The 21,649-nt window shown below is 66.7% G+C and carries 18 protein-coding genes; 14 read left to right on the forward strand and 4 right to left on the reverse strand.

The window, feature by feature from the left end; all coding sequences use genetic code 11:
- Window positions 1-65 precede the first annotated feature (65 nt).
- From HLA91_RS00860 to HLA91_RS00905, 10 genes are all read left to right on the forward strand, one after another.
- Window positions 66-1,370 (forward strand): aspartate kinase, encoded by a 1,305-nt coding sequence (locus tag HLA91_RS00860; protein WP_102161189.1) that lies wholly within the window; start codon window positions 66-68, stop codon window positions 1,368-1,370.
- Window positions 1,367-2,407 (forward strand): aspartate-semialdehyde dehydrogenase, encoded by a 1,041-nt coding sequence (locus tag HLA91_RS00865; RefSeq protein ID WP_170273149.1) that lies wholly within the window; start codon window positions 1,367-1,369, stop codon window positions 2,405-2,407. Before HLA91_RS00860 ends, HLA91_RS00865 begins: the two co-directional genes overlap by 4 nt.
- Window positions 2,408-2,760: 353 nt before the next feature.
- The gene (locus HLA91_RS00870) at window positions 2,761-3,882 is read left to right on the forward strand and encodes a metal ABC transporter solute-binding protein, Zn/Mn family (RefSeq protein WP_170273150.1); all 1,122 of its coding nucleotides are present in this window, start codon (window positions 2,761-2,763) and stop codon (window positions 3,880-3,882) included.
- A gap of 67 nt (window positions 3,883-3,949) precedes the next feature.
- A complete protein-coding gene (locus HLA91_RS00875) occupies window positions 3,950-4,708 on the forward strand; it encodes a metal ABC transporter ATP-binding protein (protein WP_259793837.1) in 759 nt (252 codons plus the stop codon).
- Window positions 4,709-4,722: 14 nt separating this feature from the next.
- Entirely contained in the window at window positions 4,723-5,679 is a 957-nt protein-coding gene (locus HLA91_RS00880) for a metal ABC transporter permease (RefSeq protein WP_170273152.1), read from the forward strand.
- Window positions 5,680-5,710: 31 nt separating this feature from the next.
- Window positions 5,711-6,616 (forward strand): metallophosphoesterase, encoded by a 906-nt coding sequence (locus HLA91_RS00885; RefSeq protein WP_170273153.1) that lies wholly within the window; start codon window positions 5,711-5,713, stop codon window positions 6,614-6,616.
- A gap of 137 nt (window positions 6,617-6,753) precedes the next feature.
- Window positions 6,754-9,075, forward strand: coding sequence for a transglycosylase domain-containing protein (locus HLA91_RS00890; RefSeq protein ID WP_170273154.1), 2,322 nt, complete (start codon window positions 6,754-6,756; stop codon window positions 9,073-9,075).
- A gap of 237 nt (window positions 9,076-9,312) precedes the next feature.
- On the forward strand, window positions 9,313-9,468 hold the full coding sequence (sp36, locus tag HLA91_RS00895) for a Sp36 family protein (RefSeq protein ID WP_165884527.1): 156 nt from the start codon (window positions 9,313-9,315) through the stop codon (window positions 9,466-9,468).
- 11 nt (window positions 9,469-9,479) lie between these two features.
- The gene (locus HLA91_RS00900) at window positions 9,480-9,965 is read left to right on the forward strand and encodes a RidA family protein (protein ID WP_170273155.1); all 486 of its coding nucleotides are present in this window, start codon (window positions 9,480-9,482) and stop codon (window positions 9,963-9,965) included.
- 22 nt (window positions 9,966-9,987) lie between these two features.
- Window positions 9,988-10,947, forward strand: a complete 960-nt coding sequence (locus tag HLA91_RS00905) for an NUDIX hydrolase (protein ID WP_170273156.1) — start codon at window positions 9,988-9,990, stop codon at window positions 10,945-10,947.
- An 82-nt stretch (window positions 10,948-11,029) separates the two neighbouring features.
- On the opposite strand, the gene HLA91_RS00910 is transcribed toward HLA91_RS00905, so the two are convergent.
- Window positions 11,030-12,619 (reverse strand): HNH endonuclease signature motif containing protein, encoded by a 1,590-nt coding sequence (locus HLA91_RS00910; protein WP_170273157.1) that lies wholly within the window; start codon window positions 12,617-12,619, stop codon window positions 11,030-11,032.
- A 312-nt stretch (window positions 12,620-12,931) separates the two neighbouring features.
- Here HLA91_RS00910 and HLA91_RS00915 point away from each other — a divergent pair, with 312 nt between their 5' ends.
- Window positions 12,932-13,702, forward strand: a complete 771-nt coding sequence (locus HLA91_RS00915) for an MBL fold metallo-hydrolase (protein WP_239557122.1) — start codon at window positions 12,932-12,934, stop codon at window positions 13,700-13,702.
- Between the two features lie 78 nt (window positions 13,703-13,780).
- Here HLA91_RS00915 and HLA91_RS00920 read toward each other — a convergent pair whose 3' ends face one another.
- A complete protein-coding gene (locus HLA91_RS00920) occupies window positions 13,781-14,458 on the reverse strand; it encodes a Crp/Fnr family transcriptional regulator (RefSeq protein ID WP_102161205.1) in 678 nt (225 codons plus the stop codon).
- A gap of 360 nt (window positions 14,459-14,818) precedes the next feature.
- Here HLA91_RS00920 and nth point away from each other — a divergent pair, with 360 nt between their 5' ends.
- Window positions 14,819-15,592, forward strand: coding sequence for an endonuclease III (gene nth / locus HLA91_RS00925; RefSeq protein WP_102161207.1), 774 nt, complete (start codon window positions 14,819-14,821; stop codon window positions 15,590-15,592).
- On the forward strand, window positions 15,589-16,296 hold the full coding sequence (locus HLA91_RS00930) for an NUDIX hydrolase (RefSeq protein ID WP_257995042.1): 708 nt from the start codon (window positions 15,589-15,591) through the stop codon (window positions 16,294-16,296). The genes nth and HLA91_RS00930 overlap by 4 nt, the downstream gene beginning before the upstream one ends.
- 192 nt (window positions 16,297-16,488) lie before the next feature.
- On the opposite strand, the gene HLA91_RS00935 is transcribed toward HLA91_RS00930, so the two are convergent.
- Together HLA91_RS00935 and acs are read right to left on the reverse strand one after the other, a co-directional pair.
- Window positions 16,489-16,896, reverse strand: a complete 408-nt coding sequence (locus HLA91_RS00935; RefSeq protein ID WP_102161209.1) for a phage holin family protein — start codon at window positions 16,894-16,896, stop codon at window positions 16,489-16,491.
- Window positions 16,897-17,120: 224 nt separating this feature from the next.
- Window positions 17,121-19,061, reverse strand: a complete 1,941-nt coding sequence (gene acs / locus HLA91_RS00940) for an acetate--CoA ligase (protein WP_170273158.1) — start codon at window positions 19,059-19,061, stop codon at window positions 17,121-17,123.
- 281 nt (window positions 19,062-19,342) lie between these two features.
- Between acs and HLA91_RS00945 the strand changes: the two genes are divergently transcribed.
- Window positions 19,343-21,616: a hypothetical protein gene (locus HLA91_RS00945; RefSeq protein ID WP_170273159.1), complete on the forward strand. Its 2,274-nt coding sequence runs from the start codon at window positions 19,343-19,345 to the stop codon at window positions 21,614-21,616.
- Window positions 21,617-21,649 lie beyond the last annotated feature (33 nt).

A 21,649-nucleotide genomic window follows, 5' to 3' on the forward strand; every position in this document is an offset into this window, starting at 1 on the left:
CCGGTGTTTACAATGGGCCGTGGCGTTGCGAGCAACGCGACTGTACCCGGACGAAAGTGATTGCTGTGAGCCTAGTTGTGCAGAAGTTCGGCGGATCCTCCGTGGCCGATGCCGACTCCGTCAAGCGCGTGGCCAAGCGGATCGTCGAATACCGCCAGGCCGGCCATGATGTCGTCGTCGTGGTCTCGGCGATGGGCGACAGCACCGACGATCTCATCGACCTGGCCAAAGAGATCTCCCCGGTCCCACCGGCCCGCGAACTCGACATGCTGCTGACCGCCGGCGAGCGGATCTCGATGGCCGTGCTCGCCATGGCGATCGCCAACCTCGGCTACCACGCACAGTCCTTCACCGGCTCGCAGGCTGGCGTCATCACCGATGAGTCCTTCGGCAAGGCCCGCATCATCGACGTCACCCCCGGCCGCATCCGCTCCGCCCTCGACGACGGCAACGTCGCGATCGTCGCCGGGTTCCAGGGAGTGTCCCAGACGACGAAGAACATCACCACCCTCGGCCGCGGCGGCTCCGACACGACCGCCGTCGCACTGGCCGCGGCACTGAACGCCGACGTCTGCGAGATCTACTCCGACGTCGACGGCGTCTTCACCGCCGACCCGCGGATCGTGCCGAGTGCGCACAAGATCTCGCTCATCAGCTACGAGGAGATGCTCGAGATGGCAGCCTCCGGCGCGAAGATCCTCATGCTGCGCTGCGTGGAATACGCCCGCCGCTACGGCGTGCCCGTCCACGTCCGCTCCTCGTTCTCCCAGCACCAGGGCACCTGGGTGACCGACGCCCCCATCCCCGAGGCGTTCCGCACCGCACAGACAGAAGAAACGGAAGAGAAAATGGAACAGGCAATCATCTCCGGTGTCGCCCACGACCGTTCGGAGGCCAAGCTCACGATCGTCGGCGTGCCCGACATCCCCGGCAAGGCCGCCGAGATCTTCCGCACCGTCGGGCACCAGGAGATCGACATCGACATGATCGTCCAGAACATCTCCACCCGCGACCCCGGCCGCACCGACATCTCCTTCACCCTGCCGAAGGACGACGGTGTCAAGGCCATCGAAGCGCTCGAGTCCGCCAAGGGCAGCATCGGCTTCGACCACATCCAGTACGACGACCAGATCGGCAAGCTCTCGGTCATCGGCGCCGGCATGCGCTCCCACCCGGGCGTGACCGCCACGCTGTTCGACGCGCTCGCCGACGCCCACATCAACATCGACATGATCTCCACCTCGGAGATCCGCATCAGCGTCGTCACCAACGCCGAGCTGCTCGACGACGCCGTGCGCGCGGCCCACACCGCCTACGGGCTCGATGCCGATGACACCGAAGCGATCGTGTACGGAGGTACCGGACGATGAAGGCACTGAACATCGGCGTCGTCGGCGCCACCGGCCAGGTCGGCGAGGTCATGCGCGACCTGCTGGCAGATGATCCCGGCTTCGAGATCGCCTCGATCCGGTTCTTCGCCTCGGCGCGATCGGCCGGCCGCGAACTCGACTTCGCCGGGCAGACCGTCGTCGTCGAAGACGCCGCGACCGCAGACCCCACCGGCCTCGACGTCGCTCTGTTCTCCGCCGGCGGGGCCACCTCCCGGGCGCAGGCCGCGCGCTTCGCCGAAGCCGGCGTGACGGTCATCGACAACTCCTCGGCCTTCCGCTCCGACCCTCAGGTGCCGCTCGTCGTCAGCGAGGTCAACCCCGAGGCCATCAACGACACACCCAAGGGGATCATCGCCAACCCCAACTGCACGACGATGGCCGCGATGCCGGTCCTCAAGGCCCTGCACGACGCCGCCGGTCTGGAGCGCATGACGGTGGCGACCTACCAGGCGGTCTCCGGCTCCGGGCTGGCTGGCGTCGAGGAGCTTGCCGGGCAGGCGCGCGCGGTCATCGACGATGCCGAGCAGCTTGTGCGCGACGGCGCTGCCGTCGGCTTCCCCGCTCCCGAGGTGTACACGGCTCCCATCGCGTTCAACGTTCTGCCGATGGCCGGGTCGATCGTCGACGACGGCGAAGGTGAGACGGACGAGGAGAAGAAGCTGCGCAACGAGAGCCGCAAGATCCTCGGGCTGCCTGAGCTGCGGGTGGCTGGGACGTGTGTTCGCGTGCCGGTGTTCTCCGGTCACAGCCTCGCTGTGCATGCCGAGTTCGCCCGCGAGATCACCCCGGCGGCCGCTCGCGAGGTGCTCGCTGACGCACCCGGCGTCGAGCTGGCGGATGTGCCGACTCCGCTGGGGGCTGCCGGCCGCAATGCCAGCTTCGTCGGCCGCATCCGCGCCGACCAGTCGGTACCTGAAGGACGCGGTCTCGTGCTGTTCATCTCGAATGACAACCTGCGCAAGGGCGCAGCGCTCAACACCGTGCAGATCGCCCGCCTCATCGCCGAACGCAGCTGAGGTGACAGACAGCCGCAGTGAGTGGTAGCTGTCGGTGCGGGGGGTGGGTTGCGCCGGGCTGCCGGCGCGGCGACTGTTCAAACGGCGGCTGTCTGTACCGCGGGTCCGATCCTCGCGGCTGCTGCGGTTAGGAGCTCCTGCCCGCAGCAGCCGCATGCGGTGGGCACAGCCATCTGCATGCAGTGCATGCGCGCGTGCGGCGTCCGCACACGACGCTGATCTGCTCGCCGGAGCGCGCAGATGAACGGGCATCCCAGAAGCATAAAGGAATTGCAATAGATCCATTAGCGCATGATTGATGTGTAGGAGTAACGTTCGACGAGATCGACAATCTTCGCCTGGAAAGGTGTCCTATGCGCTCGCTTCGCACCCCTGTACTCGCGGCTCTCGCCGCTGGTTCCCTCGTCGCGCTGGCCGGCTGCGGTGGTTCCGACAGCTCCACTGAGGCCAACAAGGACTTCACCGTTGTGACCTCCACCAACGTGTACGCCGACATCGTCAAGAACGTCGCCGGCGATGCAGCTGAGGTGACGCCGGTCATCGACGATCCGACGCAGGATCCCCACGACTACGAGGCCACCGCCCAGGACCAGCTCAAGCTGTCGAAGGCCGACATGGTCGTCGTCAACGGCGGCTATGACGCCTTCATGACGACGATGCTCGAGGCTGCAGATCACAAACCGACCGTCGTCGACACCGTGGCCATCTCGGGCCTGCCGGGCTCGGAGGGCGTGGCCAACGAACCTCACGACCATGATCACGGTGACGAAGACGGCCACGACCACGGTGAAGAAGGCCATGACCACGGCACCGAGGATGCCCACGACCATGGTGAAGAAGGCCACGAGGACCACGATCACGGTACTGAAGACGCCCATGACCACGGCGAAGACGCCCATGACCACGGCGAAGAGGGCCACGATCACGACCATGACCACGGCGCCTTCAATGAACACGTCTGGTACTCCGTGCCGACGATGACGAAACTCGTCGACGAGGTCTCCTCGAAGCTGAGCGACGAGCTGCCCGACAGCGCTGACGACATCAAGAAGAACGCTGAGGACTACAAGGCCGAACTCGGCAAGCTGCAGTCCCAGCTCGACGAGGCGAAGTCCCAGCACGAGGGTGAGAAGGCCGCGGCCACCGAGCCGATCGCCCTGTGGCTCTTCCACGACATGGGCATCGAGAACATCACCTCCCAGGACTTCCTCTCCGCCGTCGAACACGGCGACGATGTGCCGCCGCTGGTGCTGAAGAAGGCCAAGGAGCAGATCGAGAACAAGGAAGTCGTCGTCCTCGCCTACAATTCGCAGAACGCCGGCCCGCAGGCCGACGAACTGAAGAAGACCGCCGAAAGCGCCGGTGTGCCGGTCGTGAATCTGGCGGAGACCATGGACAATGACGAGAAGTACATCGACTGGATGGGCGACTACATCAAGGACGTCCAGGAAGCGCTGGCAGGTCACGATCACTGATTCGGCTCCACACAGCACCAACCCGGTCCTCGAGCTCAGCGACGCACAGCTGCGTTTCGGGGACCGGGTGCTGTGGCACAACCTCAACATCGACGTCGAGCCCGGCGAGTTCATCGCCATCCTCGGCCCCAACGGCTGCGGCAAGACCTCCCTGCTCAAGGTCCTCCTCGGACAGTATCAACTGTATTCCGGTACGGCCCGCGTCAACGGCCACCGCGCCCGACGCGGAGACCCGGACATCGGCTACATCCCCCAGCAGCGCGGCATCGACGACGACACCCCGATGCGCGGCCGCGACCTCGTGCGCATGGGACTCGACGGCCACCGCTGGGGACCGGGCTGGTTCTCCCGCTCGCGCAGCCAGAAGGTCGAAGCGCTGCTCGAAGAGGTCGGTGCCCAGACCTACGCCGACTCCCCGGTCGGCATGCTCTCCGGTGGCGAACTGCAGCGCCTGCGCGTCGCCCAGGCTCTCAGCTCGGACCCGCACCTGCTGCTGTGCGATGAGCCGCTGCTGCACCTGGACATGACCCATCAGCGGCTCGTGGCCCGCCTGCTGCACGAGAAGCGCCGGGCCCGCCAGACCGCGATCCTCTTCGTCACCCATGAGATCAACCCGATCCTGCCCTACGTCGACCGGGTCCTCTACATCGCCGGCGGACATTTCCTCGTCGGCACCCCAGACGAAGTCATCAACTCCGCGGCGCTCAGCGAACTCTACGGCTCACCGATCGACGTCGTGCGCGCCGGCGGGCGCATCGTCATCGTCGGCAGCGACTCCGACCATCACCCGATCCATCACCCCGAGCCCTCGGCCGGGGCGATCTGAGGAGCGCAGGCACCATGACTCACCTGGCATCGAACATCCTCACCGAGTACTTCACGTTCGAAAACTACGGCGAGCTCATCGTGCTGCTGCAGAACTCCTTGTTCGCAGCCGCACTGCTCGGCGTGGTCGGCGGCCTCATCAGCGTCTTCGTCATGGCCCGCGACATTCCGTTCGCCGTCCACGGCGTCGCCGAACTCTCCTTCGCCGGAGCCTCCTTCGCGCTACTCATCAGCTTCGACGTCGTCTACGGCTCGATCATCGGCTCACTCGCTGCGGCTCTGCTCATCGGCATCGGCGGTGCGCGCAGCAGTGAGAAGAACACCATCACCGGCGTCCTCATGCCCTTCGGCCTAGGCCTCGGCATCCTGTTCCTGGCCCTCTACGACGGCCGCGCGGCGAACAAGTTCGGACTGCTCACCGGTCAGATCGTGGCGATCAACTCGGGCCAGATCCGCACGCTCGTCATCTGCGCGGTCATCGTCCTCGTCGTCCTCCTCATCATTTGGCGCCCACTCGTCTTCGCCAGCATCGACCCGGCCGTCGCTCGCGCGAAGGGCGTTCCGGTCACCGCGCTCACGATCATCTTCATGCTCGCCCTCGGGCTGGCCGTCGCGCTGTCCGTCCAGGTCGTCGGCGTGCTCCTCGTCCTCGCCCTGCTCGTCACCCCGGCGGCGGCCGCCACCCAGATCTCAGCCTCTCCGGTTCTCGTGCCGGTCCTGTCGATGCTGTTCGCCGTCATCTCGTCCGTGGGCGGCATCCTCATCGCGCTCGGCTCACCGGTCGTGCCGATCAGCCCCTTCGTCACCACCATCAGCTTCCTCATCTACCTCATCTGCCGCCTCATCGGCCACCGCCGCAAATCCCGCCACACCCGCGCCCGGATCCGTCGTGAAGCCGATGTCCATCGCCACCCCTCGCTGGTGAGCACCGCTGACGAGGCGGGGGACGCCTCGGGCACGGACGCTCGCTGACCTGTCCCCGGTTGCCGCTAGGATGGGGCAGATGAATCGAACGCTCGCCACCACTCTCGCCGGAGCCGGGGCCGTGTCCGCGGCTGGGCTTGCCGGTGCCGTCTGGGCTGCCGGCATCGAACCGGCGCTGTTCCGCATCCGCCGCAGCACTGTGCCCGTGCTGCCGCCGGGTGCCGAGGACCTGCGCATCCTCCACATCTCCGACCTGCACCTGTGCGCGTGGCAGAAGAGGAAGATGGCATTCGTCTCGCAGCTGGCCGAGCTCGAGCCCGACCTCATCGTCAACACCGGTGACAACCTCGCCGCCCCGATGCTCGAGCGGCTGCTGGAGGTCTACGACGAGCTCCTCGACGTTCCCGGGGTGTTCGTTCTGGGATCGAACGACTTCTTCGCCCCGCAGATGAAGAACCCGCTGCGCTATCTCGGCGCACCCTCAGAGGTGAAGCATTCGAAGAAGAATGCGACCCTGCCGACCATGGAGCTCGTCGACGCCTTCGCTGAGCGCGGCTGGGCCTTCCTCGACAACCGCGGCTCAGAGATCGAGCTGCGCGGCACCCGTCTGGCTTTCGCCGGCATCGGAGATGCGCACATGAACCGCGACCGGCTCGACGAGGAGTGGCCGCGCTTCGACGAACCGGCCGCCGATGTGCGCATCGGTGTCACCCATGCGCCGTACCTGCGCGTGCTCGATGCCTTCGCCGCCGCCGAAGCGGACCTCGCCTTCGCTGGTCACACGCACGGCGGGCAGGTGTGCATGCCCTTCTACGGAGCGCTGGTGACGAACTGCGACCTGCCGGCCCGGTATGCCAAGGGCACCTTCGACTACAGCGGCATGACGGTCAATGTCTCGGCCGGGCTCGGGTTCTCGCCGTTCGCCCCAGTGCGTTTCGCGTGCCCACCGGAGGTCTCCCTCATCACCCTGACTGCCCGCAGCTGAGGCCCATTTGGACCTTCCGTGTCCGACCCTGCGGGCCCGGTGGGGCGTTAGCCGCCCCACCGGGACTTTCGTGATTGTCAGGTTCATTGGGCGAATGCTGAGGGAATCGACTTGCGCTGTTCGTTAAAATGATCCGCATGGTGTCATCTGTCTCAGAATCCTCCAACAAGGTCGCGGCGCTGTTCCAGTTCATCGCCGTCAGCGTCATCGCCGGCGTTGTCGGTGCAGGACTGGCGATCCCCTCCGTCGGCGTCGCATCGATGGGAGCCGATGCCGGTGTCGAGCTGTTCAGCGCACTGCCGGCCGAACTCGACGAGCGCCCGCTCGCCGAGCAGTCCCGCATGCTCGCCTCCGACGGCTCGGAGATCGCGACCTTCTACTGGCAGAACCGCAAGGAAGTCGCCCTCGATGACATCTCCGAGCAGATGCAGCAGGCGACTGTGGCCGTTGAGGATGAGCGCTTCTTCGAACACGGCGGCGTCGACCTGCAGGGCATCGCCCGCGCAGTGGTCTACAACCTGCTCTCCGATGACACCCAGGGCGGTTCGACACTGACGCAGCAGTACGTCAAGAACGTGCTGAGCGAGAACGCCAACGCTGAGGACGAGAGCAACCGCGCAGCGATTGAAGAGGCCACCGAGAGCTCCGGTGCAGCCGGATACGCCCGCAAGCTCCGCGAGGCGAAGCTGGCTGCGGCCGTGGAGAACAAGTACAGCAAGCATGAGATCCTCAACCGCTACCTCAACATCAACAACTACTCCGGCACCCCGCGCGTCTACGGCGTTGAGGCCGCGGCTCAGCGCTACTGGGGCATTTCGGCGAAGGACCTGAATATCCAGCAGTCGGCCACCCTGGCCGGCATTGTGAAGAACCCGGCTGCCTTCAATCCGCAGACCAAGCCGGAGAACGCCATCGAACGCCGCAACACCGTGCTCGGACTCATGCACAAGCAGGGCAAGATCACGCAGGAGGAGTACGACGAAGCGCGCAACTCCGACCTCGAACTCGACATTCACGAGACCCCCAACGGATGCGCGGCTGCCGGCAACAAGGGCTACTTCTGCGATTACGTCCAGCGTGTCGTGGAGAACGACCCGATCTTCGGTGAGACGAAGGAGGAGCGCCGCAACCTGCTGCAGCGCGGCGGCCTGACGATCAAGACGACGCTCGACCCGAAGATGCAGAACGAAGCCGACAAGGCCGTGAAGAAGCGGGTTCCGGTCGGCGATCCCTCCGGTGCCGGTCACACCATCGTCTCCGTCGAGCCTGGTTCCGGCAAGGTGCTCTCGATGGCACAGAACCGCAACTACACGGCGTCTGAGGGCAAGAAGGGCTCTGACACCCAGATCAACTTCAACGTCGACAACTCCCACAACGGCGCCAACGGCTTCCAGGTGGGTTCGACGTGGAAGCCGTTCGTGCTGACCGAATGGCTCAAGGAGGGCAAGACCCTCGGCTCGACGGTCAACGCGACCAAGCGCGAGTACGCTGCCGGGTCATGGAAGTACCGTGGCTGCGACAACAACGGGGCGAAGTGGAATCCGAACAACGCCGGCGACGGCGGTGGCAACTCCGCGATGACCGCACTCGACGCCACCCGCAAGTCCGTCAACACCGGTTATGCGGCCATGGCCAACCAGCTTGACATGTGCGGGATCATGAAGACCGCCACCGACCTGGGCATCAAGTACGGAAACGGCTCGCCGCTGGACACGAAGCTCCAGGATGGTACGACTGACGCCCTCAAGCCCGCCTCGGTGCTGGGCATCGTGCAGGTCGCGCCGATCGACATGGCCAGCGCATACGCAGTGTATGCCTCAGGCGGCACCTACTGCCGCCCGACCCCCATCACCGAGATCACCGATTCGGAAGGTGAGAAGGTCGACGTGCCGAAGGCCGACTGCAAGAAGGTGCTCGATAAGAAGGTCGCCGATTCGGTTGCCTGGGCGCTTTCGCAGACGTTCAACGGCGGCACCACCTCCTCACTGCGGATCGGCGCGCCGGCTGGTGCGAAGACCGGTACGACGAACTTCGAAGTCGGTTCGACCTGGCTCGTCGGCTTCACCCGGAAGATCTCGACTGCGGTGTGGACCGGCCATCCGGACAAAAACATGGACTGGCGAAAGAACAGCAAGGGCAAGGTCCGCGGCCGGATCTACGGTGCGACCATCTCCGGCCAGACCTGGCAGTCCTACATGAGCAAGGCCATCAAGGAGACGAAGGGCAACACCGGATTCTCCCGCCCATCTGGCACCCAGCCCGAAAGCAGCACCAAGTCCGGTGGCAGCCGCAGCGGTAACAACGGCGGCGGCAACCGCGGCGGCGGCAGCAGCAACAACAACGGCGGCGGTGGCGGCGGCAACAACGGCGGCGGTGGCGGCGGCAACAACGGCGGCGGTGGCGGCGGCAACAACGGCGACGATGGTGGCGATGACGAGCCGCCGTCGCTCGGCGGCTGACGTCTGATGCTGACTGAGGCGGTGCAGGAACACGTTTCCTGCACCGCCTCTCGGCTGTCCGGAATGAGCCGTTGTTCGCGGCGCGCCGCTGCGAGGGGCCCAGCACCTCGCCAGCGACTCTCGCCTCGGAAGGGGGGTGCCCACACCTCGGAAGCGGTAGCCCACACCTCGGAAGCGGTAGCCGCGTGTGAGGCGGCTGAACTAGGCTGAGGGCAGTCGAACAGAAAGGGCTCGCACATGCAGAAGTGGGAGTACGTCACCGTACCGCTCATCGTCCACGCAACGAAGCAGATCCTCGATCAGTGGGGCGAAGACGGGTATGAGCTCGTCCAGGTCATCCCCGGCCCCGACGGCAACGGTCTCGTGGCCTACCTCAAGCGCCCGAAGGCATAAGGAGACGACAGATGGCACGCATTGAACAGCAGCTGGACAAGCTCGGAGTCGAACTTCCCGAGGTGGCGAAGCCTGCGGGTGTGTATGTCCCGGCCGTGCGGTCAGGCGACTATGTGTACACCTCCGGACAGCTTCCGTTCGTCGACGGTGAGCTCAAGGTCACCGGCAAGCTCGGTGGCGGGGTAAGCATCGAGGACGGCTATGAGGCCGCCAAGCTCGCTGCCGTCAACGGACTGGCCGCGGTCAAGTCCGTCATCGGCGATCTCGATGAGGTCGAGCAGATCGTCAAGGTCACCGGTTTCGTCAACTCGGCAGCCGACTTCGCCGACCACCCGAAGGTCGTCAACGGCGCCTCCGAGTTCCTCGGCGAGGTATTCGGTGCCCGTGGCGAGCACGCACGCAGCGCCGTGGGCGTGGCCGCACTGCCGATGGACACGCCAGTCGAGGTGGAGATGATCGTCAAGGTCCGGCCGTCCGAGGCGAAGCCGGGTCTGTGACCGCCTGGCTACCGGAGACTCGATGAGTCCCCATCGTCTGACACGGCATCGCCCGGCGCGAGAGCTACCGGTTTCGCAGCAGCTGTCCCATCTGCTCAACCTCTTCGCGTCGGGCGAGACCGTGCCCACCCCCTCGGTGCCGATTCCTGCTGCAGCCGTCATCTGCGTGCGCGACACCCCTGGAGGCATCCAGGTGTTCGTCACGCGGCAGGCCGATGCGCCGGGGCTGATCGATAAGAACCGGTGGGCGTTCCCGTCTGCCGAACTGCACCCTGAGGACATCCATCACCTGCCTCTGGCTGTGTGGGATGCAGCCAAGTGCGCCCGGCTGCTGCGGAAGGACAACACCACGAAGGCGCTCAACTACTTCGCCACGGCGGCACGTGCGGCACTGGAGCTGCTCGGCGTGCTGCTTGCTGAGGACGTCGATGGGCGGATCATCTCATCGACGGACACCCCGTTGTGGGAGGACAGCCGGCAGAAGCTGGTGACCGGCCGGGCACGGCTCGGGCAGCTGGTTGCCGAGCGCGACCTCAAAATGCGCCTGGACCTGCTCTCACCGTGGATGCGGTGGGTGAACACACCGTGGCAGCTGCGCCGCCACGACACGATCTTCTTCATCTGCGCTGTGCCGCACGGGCAGACCGTCTCCTTCCGGTCGGTCAATGAATCGTGGGGCGGGTGGATGGCCCCGGCGAAGGTGCTGGAGAACGCTGACCCCGAGCACGCCGAATACATCTCCGCTGCCACGAGGCTGGTGTGTGAGAGCCTCGCCCGGACGCCGACCGTCGGTTCGGCGATGGCGCGGGTGCGCGATGTCTCGCCGATCCTGCCGGAGATCGTCCGGCACGATGACCAGTGGTGGGTGTCGCTGTCTGATCGGGCTGATCCCTCGGAGCGCGGCCGCATCCGCGACGTCGGCAAGGTCGTGACGGAATCCGATCTGGAGAAGAGCTCGGGACTGTTCGGCGCAGAGAGCTGACACCGGTGCAGCAGGCGGCTCGGGTAGCAGGTGGTTCCGGCGCTTGTGTTGCCGTCGCGGCCCGAACGTGCGGGGCCGCACGTCATTCGGGGAAGAGTGTGACTGGGTCGGCTAGTTCGGCTTGGAATCGGGAGTGGAAGAGCGGGCGCTGGGTTCGGTCGAGTGTCTGGGGTGGTATCCAGGCGGGTAGTCCGTTGAGGAGTGTGGATCGCCAGCCGTGGCGTTCGTGCCAGGCGTGGTGGAATCGGCAGAGCAGTGTGAGGTTGTTCAGATCGGTGGGTCCGCCGTGGTGGTGGGCGTGCATGTGGTGGGCTTCGCACCAGCCGACGGGGATATCGCAGTCGGGGAAGCTGCAGCCGCGGTCGCGTGCTTTGAGCAGTGTCATTTGGGTTGCGGTGGCGAAGCGGCCTTCTGTGCGGACCTTGACGTCGCGGGTGCCTGGTCTGGTGGAGGAGTAGTAGAACTTGCCTCCAGGGGAGAGCTGCAGGATGTCTTCGAGTCGTGTGTGGCCGCCTGCGGCTTCGACTTCGCCTTCACCGCGTGCGAGCTGTTCAGCTGTGGCGGTGACGACGAGAGCGTAGGAGCCGGCACCGGTGGGTTCGCAGGCGCCGCGGGTGATGAGGACTGAGAACCGGTCGTGGCGGCGTGCTCCGTCGGGACGGGTGTCGTCGAAGACCGGTGCGATGGTCGGGCTGCCATCGGTTGTGGCTGCGTTCGGTTGGCAGCCGGCGTCCTCCCAGGAGTCCGCGAACGGATCCATGGCGGGTGGGCCGAACGATGAGCCAGCGGCATCGAGGTGCCCGGCACCGGCCACAGTGGAGTCATCTTCTTCAGGGGACGCGGAGCCACCTTGTGGATTGTCTGCTGCAGTGCGGACTGTCTCAACGATATCGGCAGGGCCTTGTTGGCGGTTGGTCAGCAGTGCGTTGAGGGTCAGCCCGGTTGTCGAGTCGAGAAGACCGCGCAGGATCCAGTCGCCATTGGTCTTCTGGTTGACGGTGACGAAATAGTCATCCGGGTGGCTGGGTTCGGTTTCGAGTTTCCCGTCTGGGTCGAGGTAGCCGAGGATGCGCTTGCCGAGCACCCGGAATTCCTCCACCCGCAGGCCTGGGGCATTTTCAACCAGCACACGCTCGACGGCGGGTTCGTGCTCGGCGCGCACGCGAGGTGGCAGCGCATCGATCTGTTTGATGATCGCTTGGGCCTGATCGACCGAGATGGTGCCTGCCTGCAGGCAGGCAGCAACTTCCGGCAGCTGGGCCGGGATCGGCTGACCGGTCGTGCTGTGATGCTCCGTTAAGCAGCGAGCCATCGACAGCCGGCGACGGGCCTCGTACGTGGTGATGCGCATCTTCTGCTTCAGCAGTGCCGGCAGCTTCCGCACACCGTAGTGGCTGGGCTCGATCTGCTGGGACATGAGGCGCGTGCTCTGAGCGGTGGCCGATTCGAGTTTCCGGCGGACGAGCTCAAGTCCCTTGCCGATCGCGATCGCCGCGGCGCTGTCCAGGGCGGCATTGTGCTGGATCGTGGCGCCGGTGTCCTCTAGTGCCGTGACCGCAGCCAACAGTTCGGGGCAGTGCGCCTTCAGCTGTGCGATGTCGGCAGCATCGAGGAACTCCGGATGGGCCTCAGCGGGCTGGGCTCCCTCGGCGGGAACAGGTTCGGCGGTCATGGCAGATCACCTCCTTCGGTGTATCTGCCTCCAACCTAGATTGAGGCACTGACATCACTACCACAGAACGCCCCTGAATTGGCGCCTTCCCGCCTAAAGAATCGAGAGAATCCACTATCATCCCTGGTCAGAGCGCTGAGAGAAAAATTCTGAGAAATTTTCCGGAGGTGGCGCCCGGTTCGAGATCTGACCGCTGGCAGCCGTGTCCGGGGGTGCCGATAGACTGTCGAGCACACCGGATCCCAGCAGCTATCGGGATCCCAGACAGATCAGCAGGCCAAAGCCGCACACTGTTCGGCAAGGGAGGCAACGATGCCCACGCGCACGCTGCGGATCACCGCAGACAATCCTTCGGCGATGACGCTGGAGGGAACGAATACCTACCTGCTCACCAGCGCTGACGACGCCTCGGCCCTGCTCATCGACCCCGGCCCAGAACTCGCTGAGCACCGGGCGAACATCCTCGACGCGATCGCCGGCCGGTGCCTGTCTGCCGTCGTCTTCACCCACCGGCACGCCGACCACACCGAGATGTTCCACACCGTGAGCGAATGGGCCCCGGACACCGCCTGCCACGCCGTGCTGCCCGAGTTCTGCCGGGGCGCCGATCCGCTCATAGACGGCCAGCAGCTGTCCTTCGGATCCGACCACGCAGACGCCGTGACGATCCTCGCCACCCCAGGGCACACCTCGGATTCGGTGAGCCTGCTCTTCGGCTCCTCGCTCTTCACCGGCGACACAGTGCTCGGCGAGGGCACGACGATGATCGCCCACCCGGAGGGCTCGCTGGGGGACTACATGGCCAGTCTCGCGCGCCTGCGCGGGCTCGTCAGCGATGGGGTCGTCGACCGCATCGAACCGGCCCACGGGCCGGCGCGCACGGATGCCGCGGCGGTGCTCGACTACTACATCAGCCACCGCCACGAGCGCATCGAACAGGTGCGCGGACTGCTGGAGGACGGCCACTCCTCGGCGGAGGAGATCTGCGACGCCGTCTACGCCCAGGTGCCGGACTCGGTGCGCCCGGCGGCCCTGCAGATCGTGCGGGCGCAGCTGGCCTACATCGACGAGCTCGACGGCTGAACCGCAGCACCAACAGCAGAACGCCCGGACATCGTGTCCGGGCGTTCGCGGCTGCGTTCAGGTGCTCAGCAGCTCAGATCAGTGGGCGCGGTTGCTCAGGCGCTCCTGGTCGAGGATGACGACGGCGCGCGCCTCCAGACGTAGCCAGCCGCGAGCGGCGAAGTCAGCCAGGGCCTTATTGACGGTCTCACGCGAGGCGCCGACCAGCTGGGCGAGCTCTTCCTGCGTGAGGTCGTGGGCGACGAGCGTGCCGTCCGGACCCTGCTTGCCGAAGCGCTCGGCCAGGTCGAGCAGCGCCTTGGCCACGCGGCCGGGCACGTCGGAGAACACGAGGTCGCCGACGGTGTCATTGGTGCGGCGCAGGCGCTGAGCCAGGGCGCGCAAGAGGTTCATCGCGGCCTGCGGGCGCTCCTCGAGCCAGGTCATGAGGTCGTTGTGCTCCAGGCTCAGCAGCTCGGTCTGCGACACGGCGGTCACCGTCGTCGAGCGGGTGCCCGGGTCGAACAGCGTCAGCTCGCCGATCATCTCACCAGGGCCGACGACCGACAGCAGGTTCTCGCGGCCGTCCGGCGACTCGCGGCCGACCTTGAGCTTGCCGGTGGAGACGATGTAGAGCTCGTTGCCGGAATCGCCCTCGCGGAACAGCACGGTGCCCCGGCGCAGGCTGCGCGGCTTCATGAACTTCAGCAGCGCGCTCGTCGATTCATCATCAAGACCCGCAAACAGCGTGGCATTCCGGACTACTTCGATATCCACAGTTCCTCCTGAGGTCTTCCCTCACATACGTTTGTCGCCGATGTGTCCCACCGCACACTCTACTTGATGCCGGTGCCGGCGTCATGCCTGTTACCCGGCCGTAGAGCATGTGCGATCCTAACAGGCGCCCGGCCTGCGATCGCGGGTTTGGCCGCACTGCGGAACAGAGTTCTCCACGAGCTGAAACGCACCGTTCCCGAGGCGGTTCCCACCTCCGCTCCGGAGGTGGTGGACACTCCGCTCCGCAGGTGGTGGATACCCCGTGCCCGAGGCGGTTGGCACCCCGTGCCCGAGGCAGGGGTGACCTCCCAGCGGTGGGTGACCGGCGCCTCGGGCGCGGGGATCGATAAGGTGGGAGACATGCTGAGTGTCGCGGAGAAGAGTGCGCGCCGATTCGCCAAGGAGACGCCGCTGGGGCGGACGAGGCGGGCGCGGAAGATCCACCGGATTCTGGCCGAGGTGTACCCGAACGCCCGCTGCGAGCTGGACTTCGAGACCCCGTTCCAGCTGCTCGTCGCCACTGTGCTGTCGGCGCAGACGACCGATATCCGGGTGAATTCGGTGACCCCGGGCCTGTTCGCGGCGTTCCCCGACGCTGAGGCGCTGGCGGCTGCCCGGATCGAGGATGTCGAGCAGCTCATCCGCTCGACCGGGTTCTACCGGTCGAAGGCGAAGAACATCGTGCGGCTCGCAGGCGAGCTCGTCGACCGGTTCGGCGGCGAGGTCCCGGCGAACCAGAAGGACCTCGTGAGCCTGCCGGGCACAGGAGTGAAGACGGCCAATGTGGTGCTCGGCAACGCCTTCGACATTCCCGGGCTGACCGTCGATACGCACCTTGGGCGCCTCGCCCGCCGGATGGGGTTCACCACGCAGGAGGACCCGGCGAAGGTCGAGGCCGATGTCGTCGCACTGTTTCCGAAGAAGGATCTGACACTGCTGTCGCACCGGATGATCTTCCACGGCCGCCGGATCTGCCATTCACGCCGGCCGGCCTGCGGCGCATGCCCGATCGCCAAACTGTGCCCGAGCTTCGGGATCGGCGAGCTCGACCCGGCCAAGGCAGAGAAGATGCTGCGCTACGAGATGGCCCCGAAAGCCGAGCCGGAGCAGCCGACCCCGGAGGCCCAGGCGTGAGTCTGTGGGTGCCGAGCCCCGGTGACCCGGTCAAGTCCGCGCTTGCGCGGCTGGCCGAATCCGGCGGCAATGAGGAGTGGATGCGCCGGGTCCACAAGAAGGACGATGCGCCGGTGCGCGATGCCTCTGTGCTCATGCTCTTCGGCCGCGGGCAGGCCCCGCGCACACTCGCCGGCCGCCGCGAGCAGGACCGGCTCGAACGCCTCGGGGTGGCCGATGTCGACGTGCTGCTGCTGCAGCGCTCGGCGAAGCTGCGCCACCACCCCAACCAGGTCGCCTTCCCCGGCGGCGGGCGCGATCCCGAGGACGCCGATGAGATCGCCGCAGCCCTGCGCGAGGCCGAAGAGGAGACCGGACTCGATCCCGACGGCGTCGAAGTCGTCGGCACCCTCGACCCGCTCTACATCCCGGTCAGCTCCTTCGAGGTGACCCCGGTGCTCGCCTGGTGGCAGAACCCTTCGAACGTGTGGGTCGTCGACCACGGCGAGTCCTCGCGCGTCTACCGGGTGCCGGTCGCCGACCTCGTGGCTCCGGAGAACCGCGGCACCTTCACCGCCCCGGACCGCTCGTACCGCACCCCGGCCTTCGACGTCGGCGTGCTGCGCGTATGGGGCTTCACCGCAGCCCTTCTGGAGTTCGCGCTGGAGGAGATGGGCTGGGCCCGCGACTGGGATCGCGCAGCCCAGATCGACATCGAACTCTGAGGCGCCCCGAGCCGCCCAGACACGACTGAAGCCTGCATCCGCACAGGATGCAGGCTTCAATCAGTGGCTCTCATGGGCTCCCAGCAGGTGAGCCGGACTCAGCACGGGAACGTGACCAAGTCCGGGAACCGGCGCCCACTGCGGCACCGAACCTCCGCCTCGGGAGCGGAACCGGCACCTCGGAACCGGAACTCAGACGCGCGGGCCCGAGGGGTTGCTCAGGGCGCGCTTGAACGCGTTGAGTGCCGACTTGCCGGAGCTGATCGCCGACTGCGGGGTCGGGTTGCCCTTCTTGAGGAACGGCACCGCAATGCCGACGAGGATGAGCGCGAGCACGAGCAGGATGCCGAAGACGATGAGGGCGCTCAGCCACCACGACAGCCCGACGCCCTCGTGGAAGACGGCTACGAGCAGGAAGGTGACGACAAGCGAGCCGAGGAACAGCAGGAATAGTCCGGCGACCGCCAGGCCGGCACCGATGCCGAGCTTCTTGACACCCTCGGTGACCTCGGCCTTCGCGAGGGCCGACTCCTCCTGGACGAGTGCTTGGCCATCAGCTTGGATGTCTTTGATGAGCTGGGAGATCGACCGCTCGGACATGCTGGCTCCTTCATAGATGAGGAATGGGTAACGCTGCTTGCTTCCTAGCCTAATGCGTTCTGCCCGCCTGACAAACGCCAGGGCGCGCGAAAATCTGCGAAACCACCGGTCAGCGGCCCGCGCCCAAGGGCTTCGGGGCCGGCGTGCCGCCAGTCGGGCGCGGGCCGGGACCCGCTGTCGCGGCCCCGTTTCCGTGCCCGAGGCGGCGGCTGGCCGGGCAGATCTCAGCCCTCGGCGACGCGGCTGGCGATGACGTCCATGACCGAGGCGTCAGCCAGGGTCGTCGTGTTGCCGATGCCGCGGTTCTCCGCGACGTCCTTGAGCAGGCGGCGCATGATCTTGCCCGAGCGGGTCTTGGGCAGCTCCTCGACGATGAACACCTGCTTGGGCTTGGCGATCGGCCCGATCTCGCGGCGCACGTGGTTCTGCAGCGCCTCGGCGGTGTGCTCGTCCTCGGTGGCCTTGCCGCGCAGCACGACGAAAGCGATGACGGCCTGGCCGGAGGTCTCGTCGGCAGCGCCGACGACCGCGGACTCGGCGACATCGGGATGGGAGACGAGCGCGGACTCGATCTCGGCGGTCGACAGGCGGTGGCCGGAGACATTCATGACGTCGTCGATGCGGCCGAGGAACCAGATGTCGCCGTCGGAGTCGAAGCGCGCGCCGTCGCCGGCGAAGTACTGGCCCTCGACCTGCGACCAGTAGGTCTCCTTGAACCGCTCGGGGTCCTTGTAGATGCCGCGCAGCATCGCCGGCCACGGCTCGGTGATGGTGAGGAATCCGGCGGCGTTCGCCTCACACGGGTGGCCTGCGTCGTCGACGACCTGGGCGCTGATGCCCGGTAGTGGCCGCTGGGCTGAGCCCGGCTTGAGGTCGACGGCCCCGGGCAGCGGGACGATCATGTGCGCGCCGGTCTCGGTCTGCCACCACGTGTCGACGATCGGGCAGCGCCCGCCGCCGATGACCTCGTGGTACCACAGCCACGCCTCGGGGTTGATCGGCTCGCCGACCGAGCCGAGCAGGCGCAGCGAAGACAGGTCGAACTTCTGCGCGTGCTCCCGGCCCCACTTCATGCACGCGCGGATCGCGGTCGGTGCGGCGTAGAAGATCGAGACCTTGTACTTCTCGACGACCTCCCACCAGCGGCCGCGGTGCGGGGAGTCCGGGGTGCCTTCGTAGATGACCTGGGTGGCACCTGCGGCCAGCGGGCCGTAGGCGACATACGAGTGACCGGTGATCCAGCCGACGTCGGCGGTGCACCAGAAGACGTCGGTCTCCGGTTTGATGTCGAAGCTCGCCTGCATCGAATACAGCACCTGGGTGAGGTAGCCGCCCGAGGTGTGCAGGATGCCCTTGGGCTTGCCGGTGGTTCCCGAGGTGTAGAGGATGAACAGCGGATGCTCGGAGTCGAAGAACTCCGGCGTGTGCGCATCCGACTGCTGGTCCATCAGATCGTGCCAGTACTGGTCGCGGCCGGAGACCATCTCGATGTCGTTCTTTGCGCGCTCGACGACGACGACGTGCTTGACAGGGGTGTCACCCTTGCTGAGCGCCTCGTCGACGGCCGGCTTGAGCGAGGACGGCTTGCCACGCCGGTATCCGCCGTCGGCGGTGATGACGACCTCCGCTTCGGCGTCCATGATCCGCGAGTGCAGGGCATCGGAGGAGAACCCGCCGAAGACGACTGAATGGGCGGCGCCGAGGCGGGCGCAGGCGAGCATCGCGATCGTCGCCTCCGGCACCATCGGCATGTAGATGGCGACCCGGTCGCCGGACTTCACACCGAGACCGGTGAGCATGTTCGCGGCCTTGCACACTTCGGCGGTGAGCTCGGCATAGGTGTAGGTGCGTGAGTCGCCGGGCTCGCCCTCGAAGTGGATGGCGACGCGGTCGCCGTTGCCGGCTTCGACGTGGCGGTCGAGGCAGTTGTAGGCGACGTTGAGGCGGCCGCCGACGAACCACTTGGCGAAGGGCGGGTCAGACCAGTCGAGCGTTTCGGAGAAGTCGGTCTCCCAGTCGAGCAGCTCACGTGACTTCTCCGCCCAGAAGGCGAGTGGGTCAGCTGCAGCTCTGTCGTACTCGTCTGCTGTGACGTTGGCGTTGCGCTTGAACTCCTCCGGTGGCGGGAAGGTCTGGTCTGCGTGCAGCTGGTTCTGGTCTGTCATGTGTACCTCCGACAACATGGGGAGCTGGAACAAATGCCTCCGTGATGCACCTTACATCGAATTCTCTCACCGGTTAAGACTGCTCATCTCATTCGGCCACAGTGTGGGAAACGTCAGCAGGCTGGCGCCGACAAGGGGTGATGTCGGTAAGCTAGCCCTCGACATGCTTACGTCCAGCGAAGGACCGCGGGGCGCCGGGGCCGGGCAGGCCGCCTGCGGGCCGCGGGACTGAGACTCGGCCACCGTGCCAGGTCACAACGACTTGAGGAGAACTTCCGATCATGAGCACCCCCTACCAGCCTGGCGGACAGCAGCAGGACCCGCATCAGTCGGCGTCTGCCTACGGCAGCCAGCCCGGCGCCGGATACGACGCCGGTTACGGCGGACAGGAGCCCGCAGCCTACGGCAGCCAGAATCCGGGCGCCTACGGCAGCCAGGGTCAGACCTACGGCCAGCCGCAGGGCCAGGCGCCGCAGTCCGCGCAGTGGGATCAGCAGCAGGCCGGCTACGGCAGCCAGATGCCGGCCGCCTACGGCAGCCAGCCCGGCGCCGGATACGGCCCTGGTGGCTACCCGCAGCAGAGCGCGGCCCCGCGTCGGCCCGGTGGCGGACTGCTCGGGCCGCTGACGCTGCGCGACATCCTGCTTCTCATCGGTGCGCTCTTCGGGCTCATCTCGCTCATCACTCCGTTCTGGCGCGACATGTACGGTTTCGGCTACGGGTTTGAGAACACCTTCCTCATGACGAGCAGGTACGGCTGGCAGATCGTTCTCATGTGGCCGCTGCTGCTCATCATCGCCGGGGTCATCACGCTGCTGAATAAGACGGTGCGCGGCTTCCCGCAGCGCATAGGCTCGCTCAGTCCCGATCAGCTCATCTCAGTGCTGACATCGGTGGCTTTCGCCACCTGCGCCCTCGAGATCGCGCTGACGGTGTTCTCGATGTCTGCCTGGCACGTCGGAGCCTACTTCGCCTTCGTCGGAGCGCTTGTGTCCTTCTTCGCCGGCGTCTTCACGATGCTGCCGTTCTTCGCCGCTGAGTTCACCCAGCGGCCGGACAGTCAGGCACATCCGAAGGCCCGCCCGGTCTCGCGTGATGCCGCCTCGACCGCCCCGGGACTCAGCCAGCAGGCCCAGCCGCACGTTCCGCACGGTCAGTACGACCAGTACGGTGTCCAGTCCCAGATGGGCCAGTTCGGCCAGCAGGACCAGTCCGCCGCTCAGCCGGGCTACGCGGCTGCCGACCTGCAGGCCTACGGTTCGCAGCAGCAGGCGTACGGATCGCAGCCGACTGGCTACGCCGCACAGCAGCAGGCTTACGGTTCGCAGCCGACCGGTTATGACGCGCAGCAGCACGCCTATGGCTCCCAGCCGGCAGCCGGTGAGACCCCGGCCGCTGATTCCGGCAGCCAGGGCGCAGGTTCAGTCGCCGGTGCCGTCGGTGCCGGTGCGGCCGGAGCCGCAGCCACCGGCATCGGCATGAACGCCGATGACAACGACGCGCAGGCCGGTGACTTTGCCGCCGGTGAGGAGCCCCGTCAGCAGCAGATCTCCGACGATGGCCAGGCGTACCTCGGCAGCCACACCGCTGACGCTCCCGAGCACGCGCAGAGTGAGCCGACCCAGGCGTTCATGGCCGGCGGCCGGACGCACAGCGCAGACTTCAGCGATAATGCAGCTGCTGAACCGGCAGCCGAGCGCAGCAGCGACGACGCAGCTGCAGACGGCCTTGCAGGTGCCGACGTCCACGATGCTGATCGCACCGTCGTCGCCGACACCGTCAGCGACGCCCCTGCTGAGGCGGTCAGCGAGGAACCGGCCGAGTCCGTAAGTGACGCACCTGCTGAGACCGCAGATCCGACCGAGACCGAGCGCACTGCAGCAGACGATGCCGACAGCCAGTTGGCCGAGGCCAGCGGCTTCGGCGCCAAGGCTGCCGACACCTCGGGTGCGGACACGGTCGCCGAGACCTCGGCACCGGCGGCAAGCGAACCGGCAGCCGATCAGCCGGCCACCCGCCGGGAGGCGCGCGTGCGCGGTGAACAGCAGGCCAGCGATGACCCGAACGAGCCGACCCAGTGGTTCCGGGCCTACGAGCGCGACAGCTCGGGCGCGGCAGCGCCGACCAGTTCCGGCAGCACGGCCGCCAGCGAGCTCGCCGACAGCGACCAGACGGTGGCTGCAGGTGAGCCAGTCGCCAGCGATCCGTCGCTCGATCAGCCGACTCAGGCCTGGACCCCCGGCGCCGACGCGCAGGCACCCGGCGCCGATGCGACGCTCGACCAGCCGACCCAGGCGTGGAGCCCGGCGACAGAGTCGACGACCGACACCGGCGAATCGGCCGAAGCCGTGCCCTCGGGCCAGGCCCAGCCGTTCTGGTTCGCCGTCCCGGAGCCGCGCGAGGCGATCGACCCGAGCACCGGCCGGCCGCTGTTCACCGTCACCCCCGGTGAATGGTTCCTGGCGCTGTCGGACAACGGCACCACCTTCACCGTCCGGGACGCCACCGGGCAGGAGGGACTGCTGCGCAACCTGGAGGGCATCCAGCGCGGCTGACCCGCCGGAACCCTGAAGAACACTGCGCGCCCT

The organism is Brevibacterium luteolum (genome assembly GCF_013004595.1).
Lineage (GTDB): Bacteria > Actinomycetota > Actinomycetes > Actinomycetales > Brevibacteriaceae > Brevibacterium > Brevibacterium luteolum.

What these genes read in the sequence shown, in the direction of transcription:
- HLA91_RS00865 (WP_170273149.1), top strand. Translation starts at nt 1,367, where the DNA reads ATGAAGGCACTGAACATCGGCGTCGTCGGCGCCACCGGCCAGGTCGGC.
- HLA91_RS00915 (WP_239557122.1), top strand. Translation starts at nt 12,932, where the DNA reads ATGCCCACGCGCACGCTGCGGATCACCGCAGACAATCCTTCGGCGATG.
- HLA91_RS00900 (WP_170273155.1), top strand. Translation starts at nt 9,480, where the DNA reads ATGGCACGCATTGAACAGCAGCTGGACAAGCTCGGAGTCGAACTTCCC.
- sp36 (WP_165884527.1), top strand. Translation starts at nt 9,313, where the DNA reads ATGCAGAAGTGGGAGTACGTCACCGTACCGCTCATCGTCCACGCAACG.
- HLA91_RS00870 (WP_170273150.1), top strand. Translation starts at nt 2,761, where the DNA reads ATGCGCTCGCTTCGCACCCCTGTACTCGCGGCTCTCGCCGCTGGTTCC.
- HLA91_RS00890 (WP_170273154.1), top strand. Translation starts at nt 6,754, where the DNA reads ATGGTGTCATCTGTCTCAGAATCCTCCAACAAGGTCGCGGCGCTGTTC.
- HLA91_RS00935 (WP_102161209.1), bottom strand. Translation starts at nt 16,896, where the DNA reads ATGTCCGAGCGGTCGATCTCCCAGCTCATCAAAGACATCCAAGCTGAT.
- nth (WP_102161207.1), top strand. Translation starts at nt 14,819, where the DNA reads ATGCTGAGTGTCGCGGAGAAGAGTGCGCGCCGATTCGCCAAGGAGACG.
- HLA91_RS00905 (WP_170273156.1), top strand. Translation starts at nt 9,988, where the DNA reads ATGAGTCCCCATCGTCTGACACGGCATCGCCCGGCGCGAGAGCTACCG.
- acs (WP_170273158.1), bottom strand. Translation starts at nt 19,061, where the DNA reads ATGACAGACCAGAACCAGCTGCACGCAGACCAGACCTTCCCGCCACCG.
- HLA91_RS00885 (WP_170273153.1), top strand. Translation starts at nt 5,711, where the DNA reads ATGAATCGAACGCTCGCCACCACTCTCGCCGGAGCCGGGGCCGTGTCC.
- HLA91_RS00910 (WP_170273157.1), bottom strand. Translation starts at nt 12,619, where the DNA reads ATGACCGCCGAACCTGTTCCCGCCGAGGGAGCCCAGCCCGCTGAGGCC.
- HLA91_RS00880 (WP_170273152.1), top strand. Translation starts at nt 4,723, where the DNA reads ATGACTCACCTGGCATCGAACATCCTCACCGAGTACTTCACGTTCGAA.
- HLA91_RS00945 (WP_170273159.1), top strand. Translation starts at nt 19,343, where the DNA reads ATGAGCACCCCCTACCAGCCTGGCGGACAGCAGCAGGACCCGCATCAG.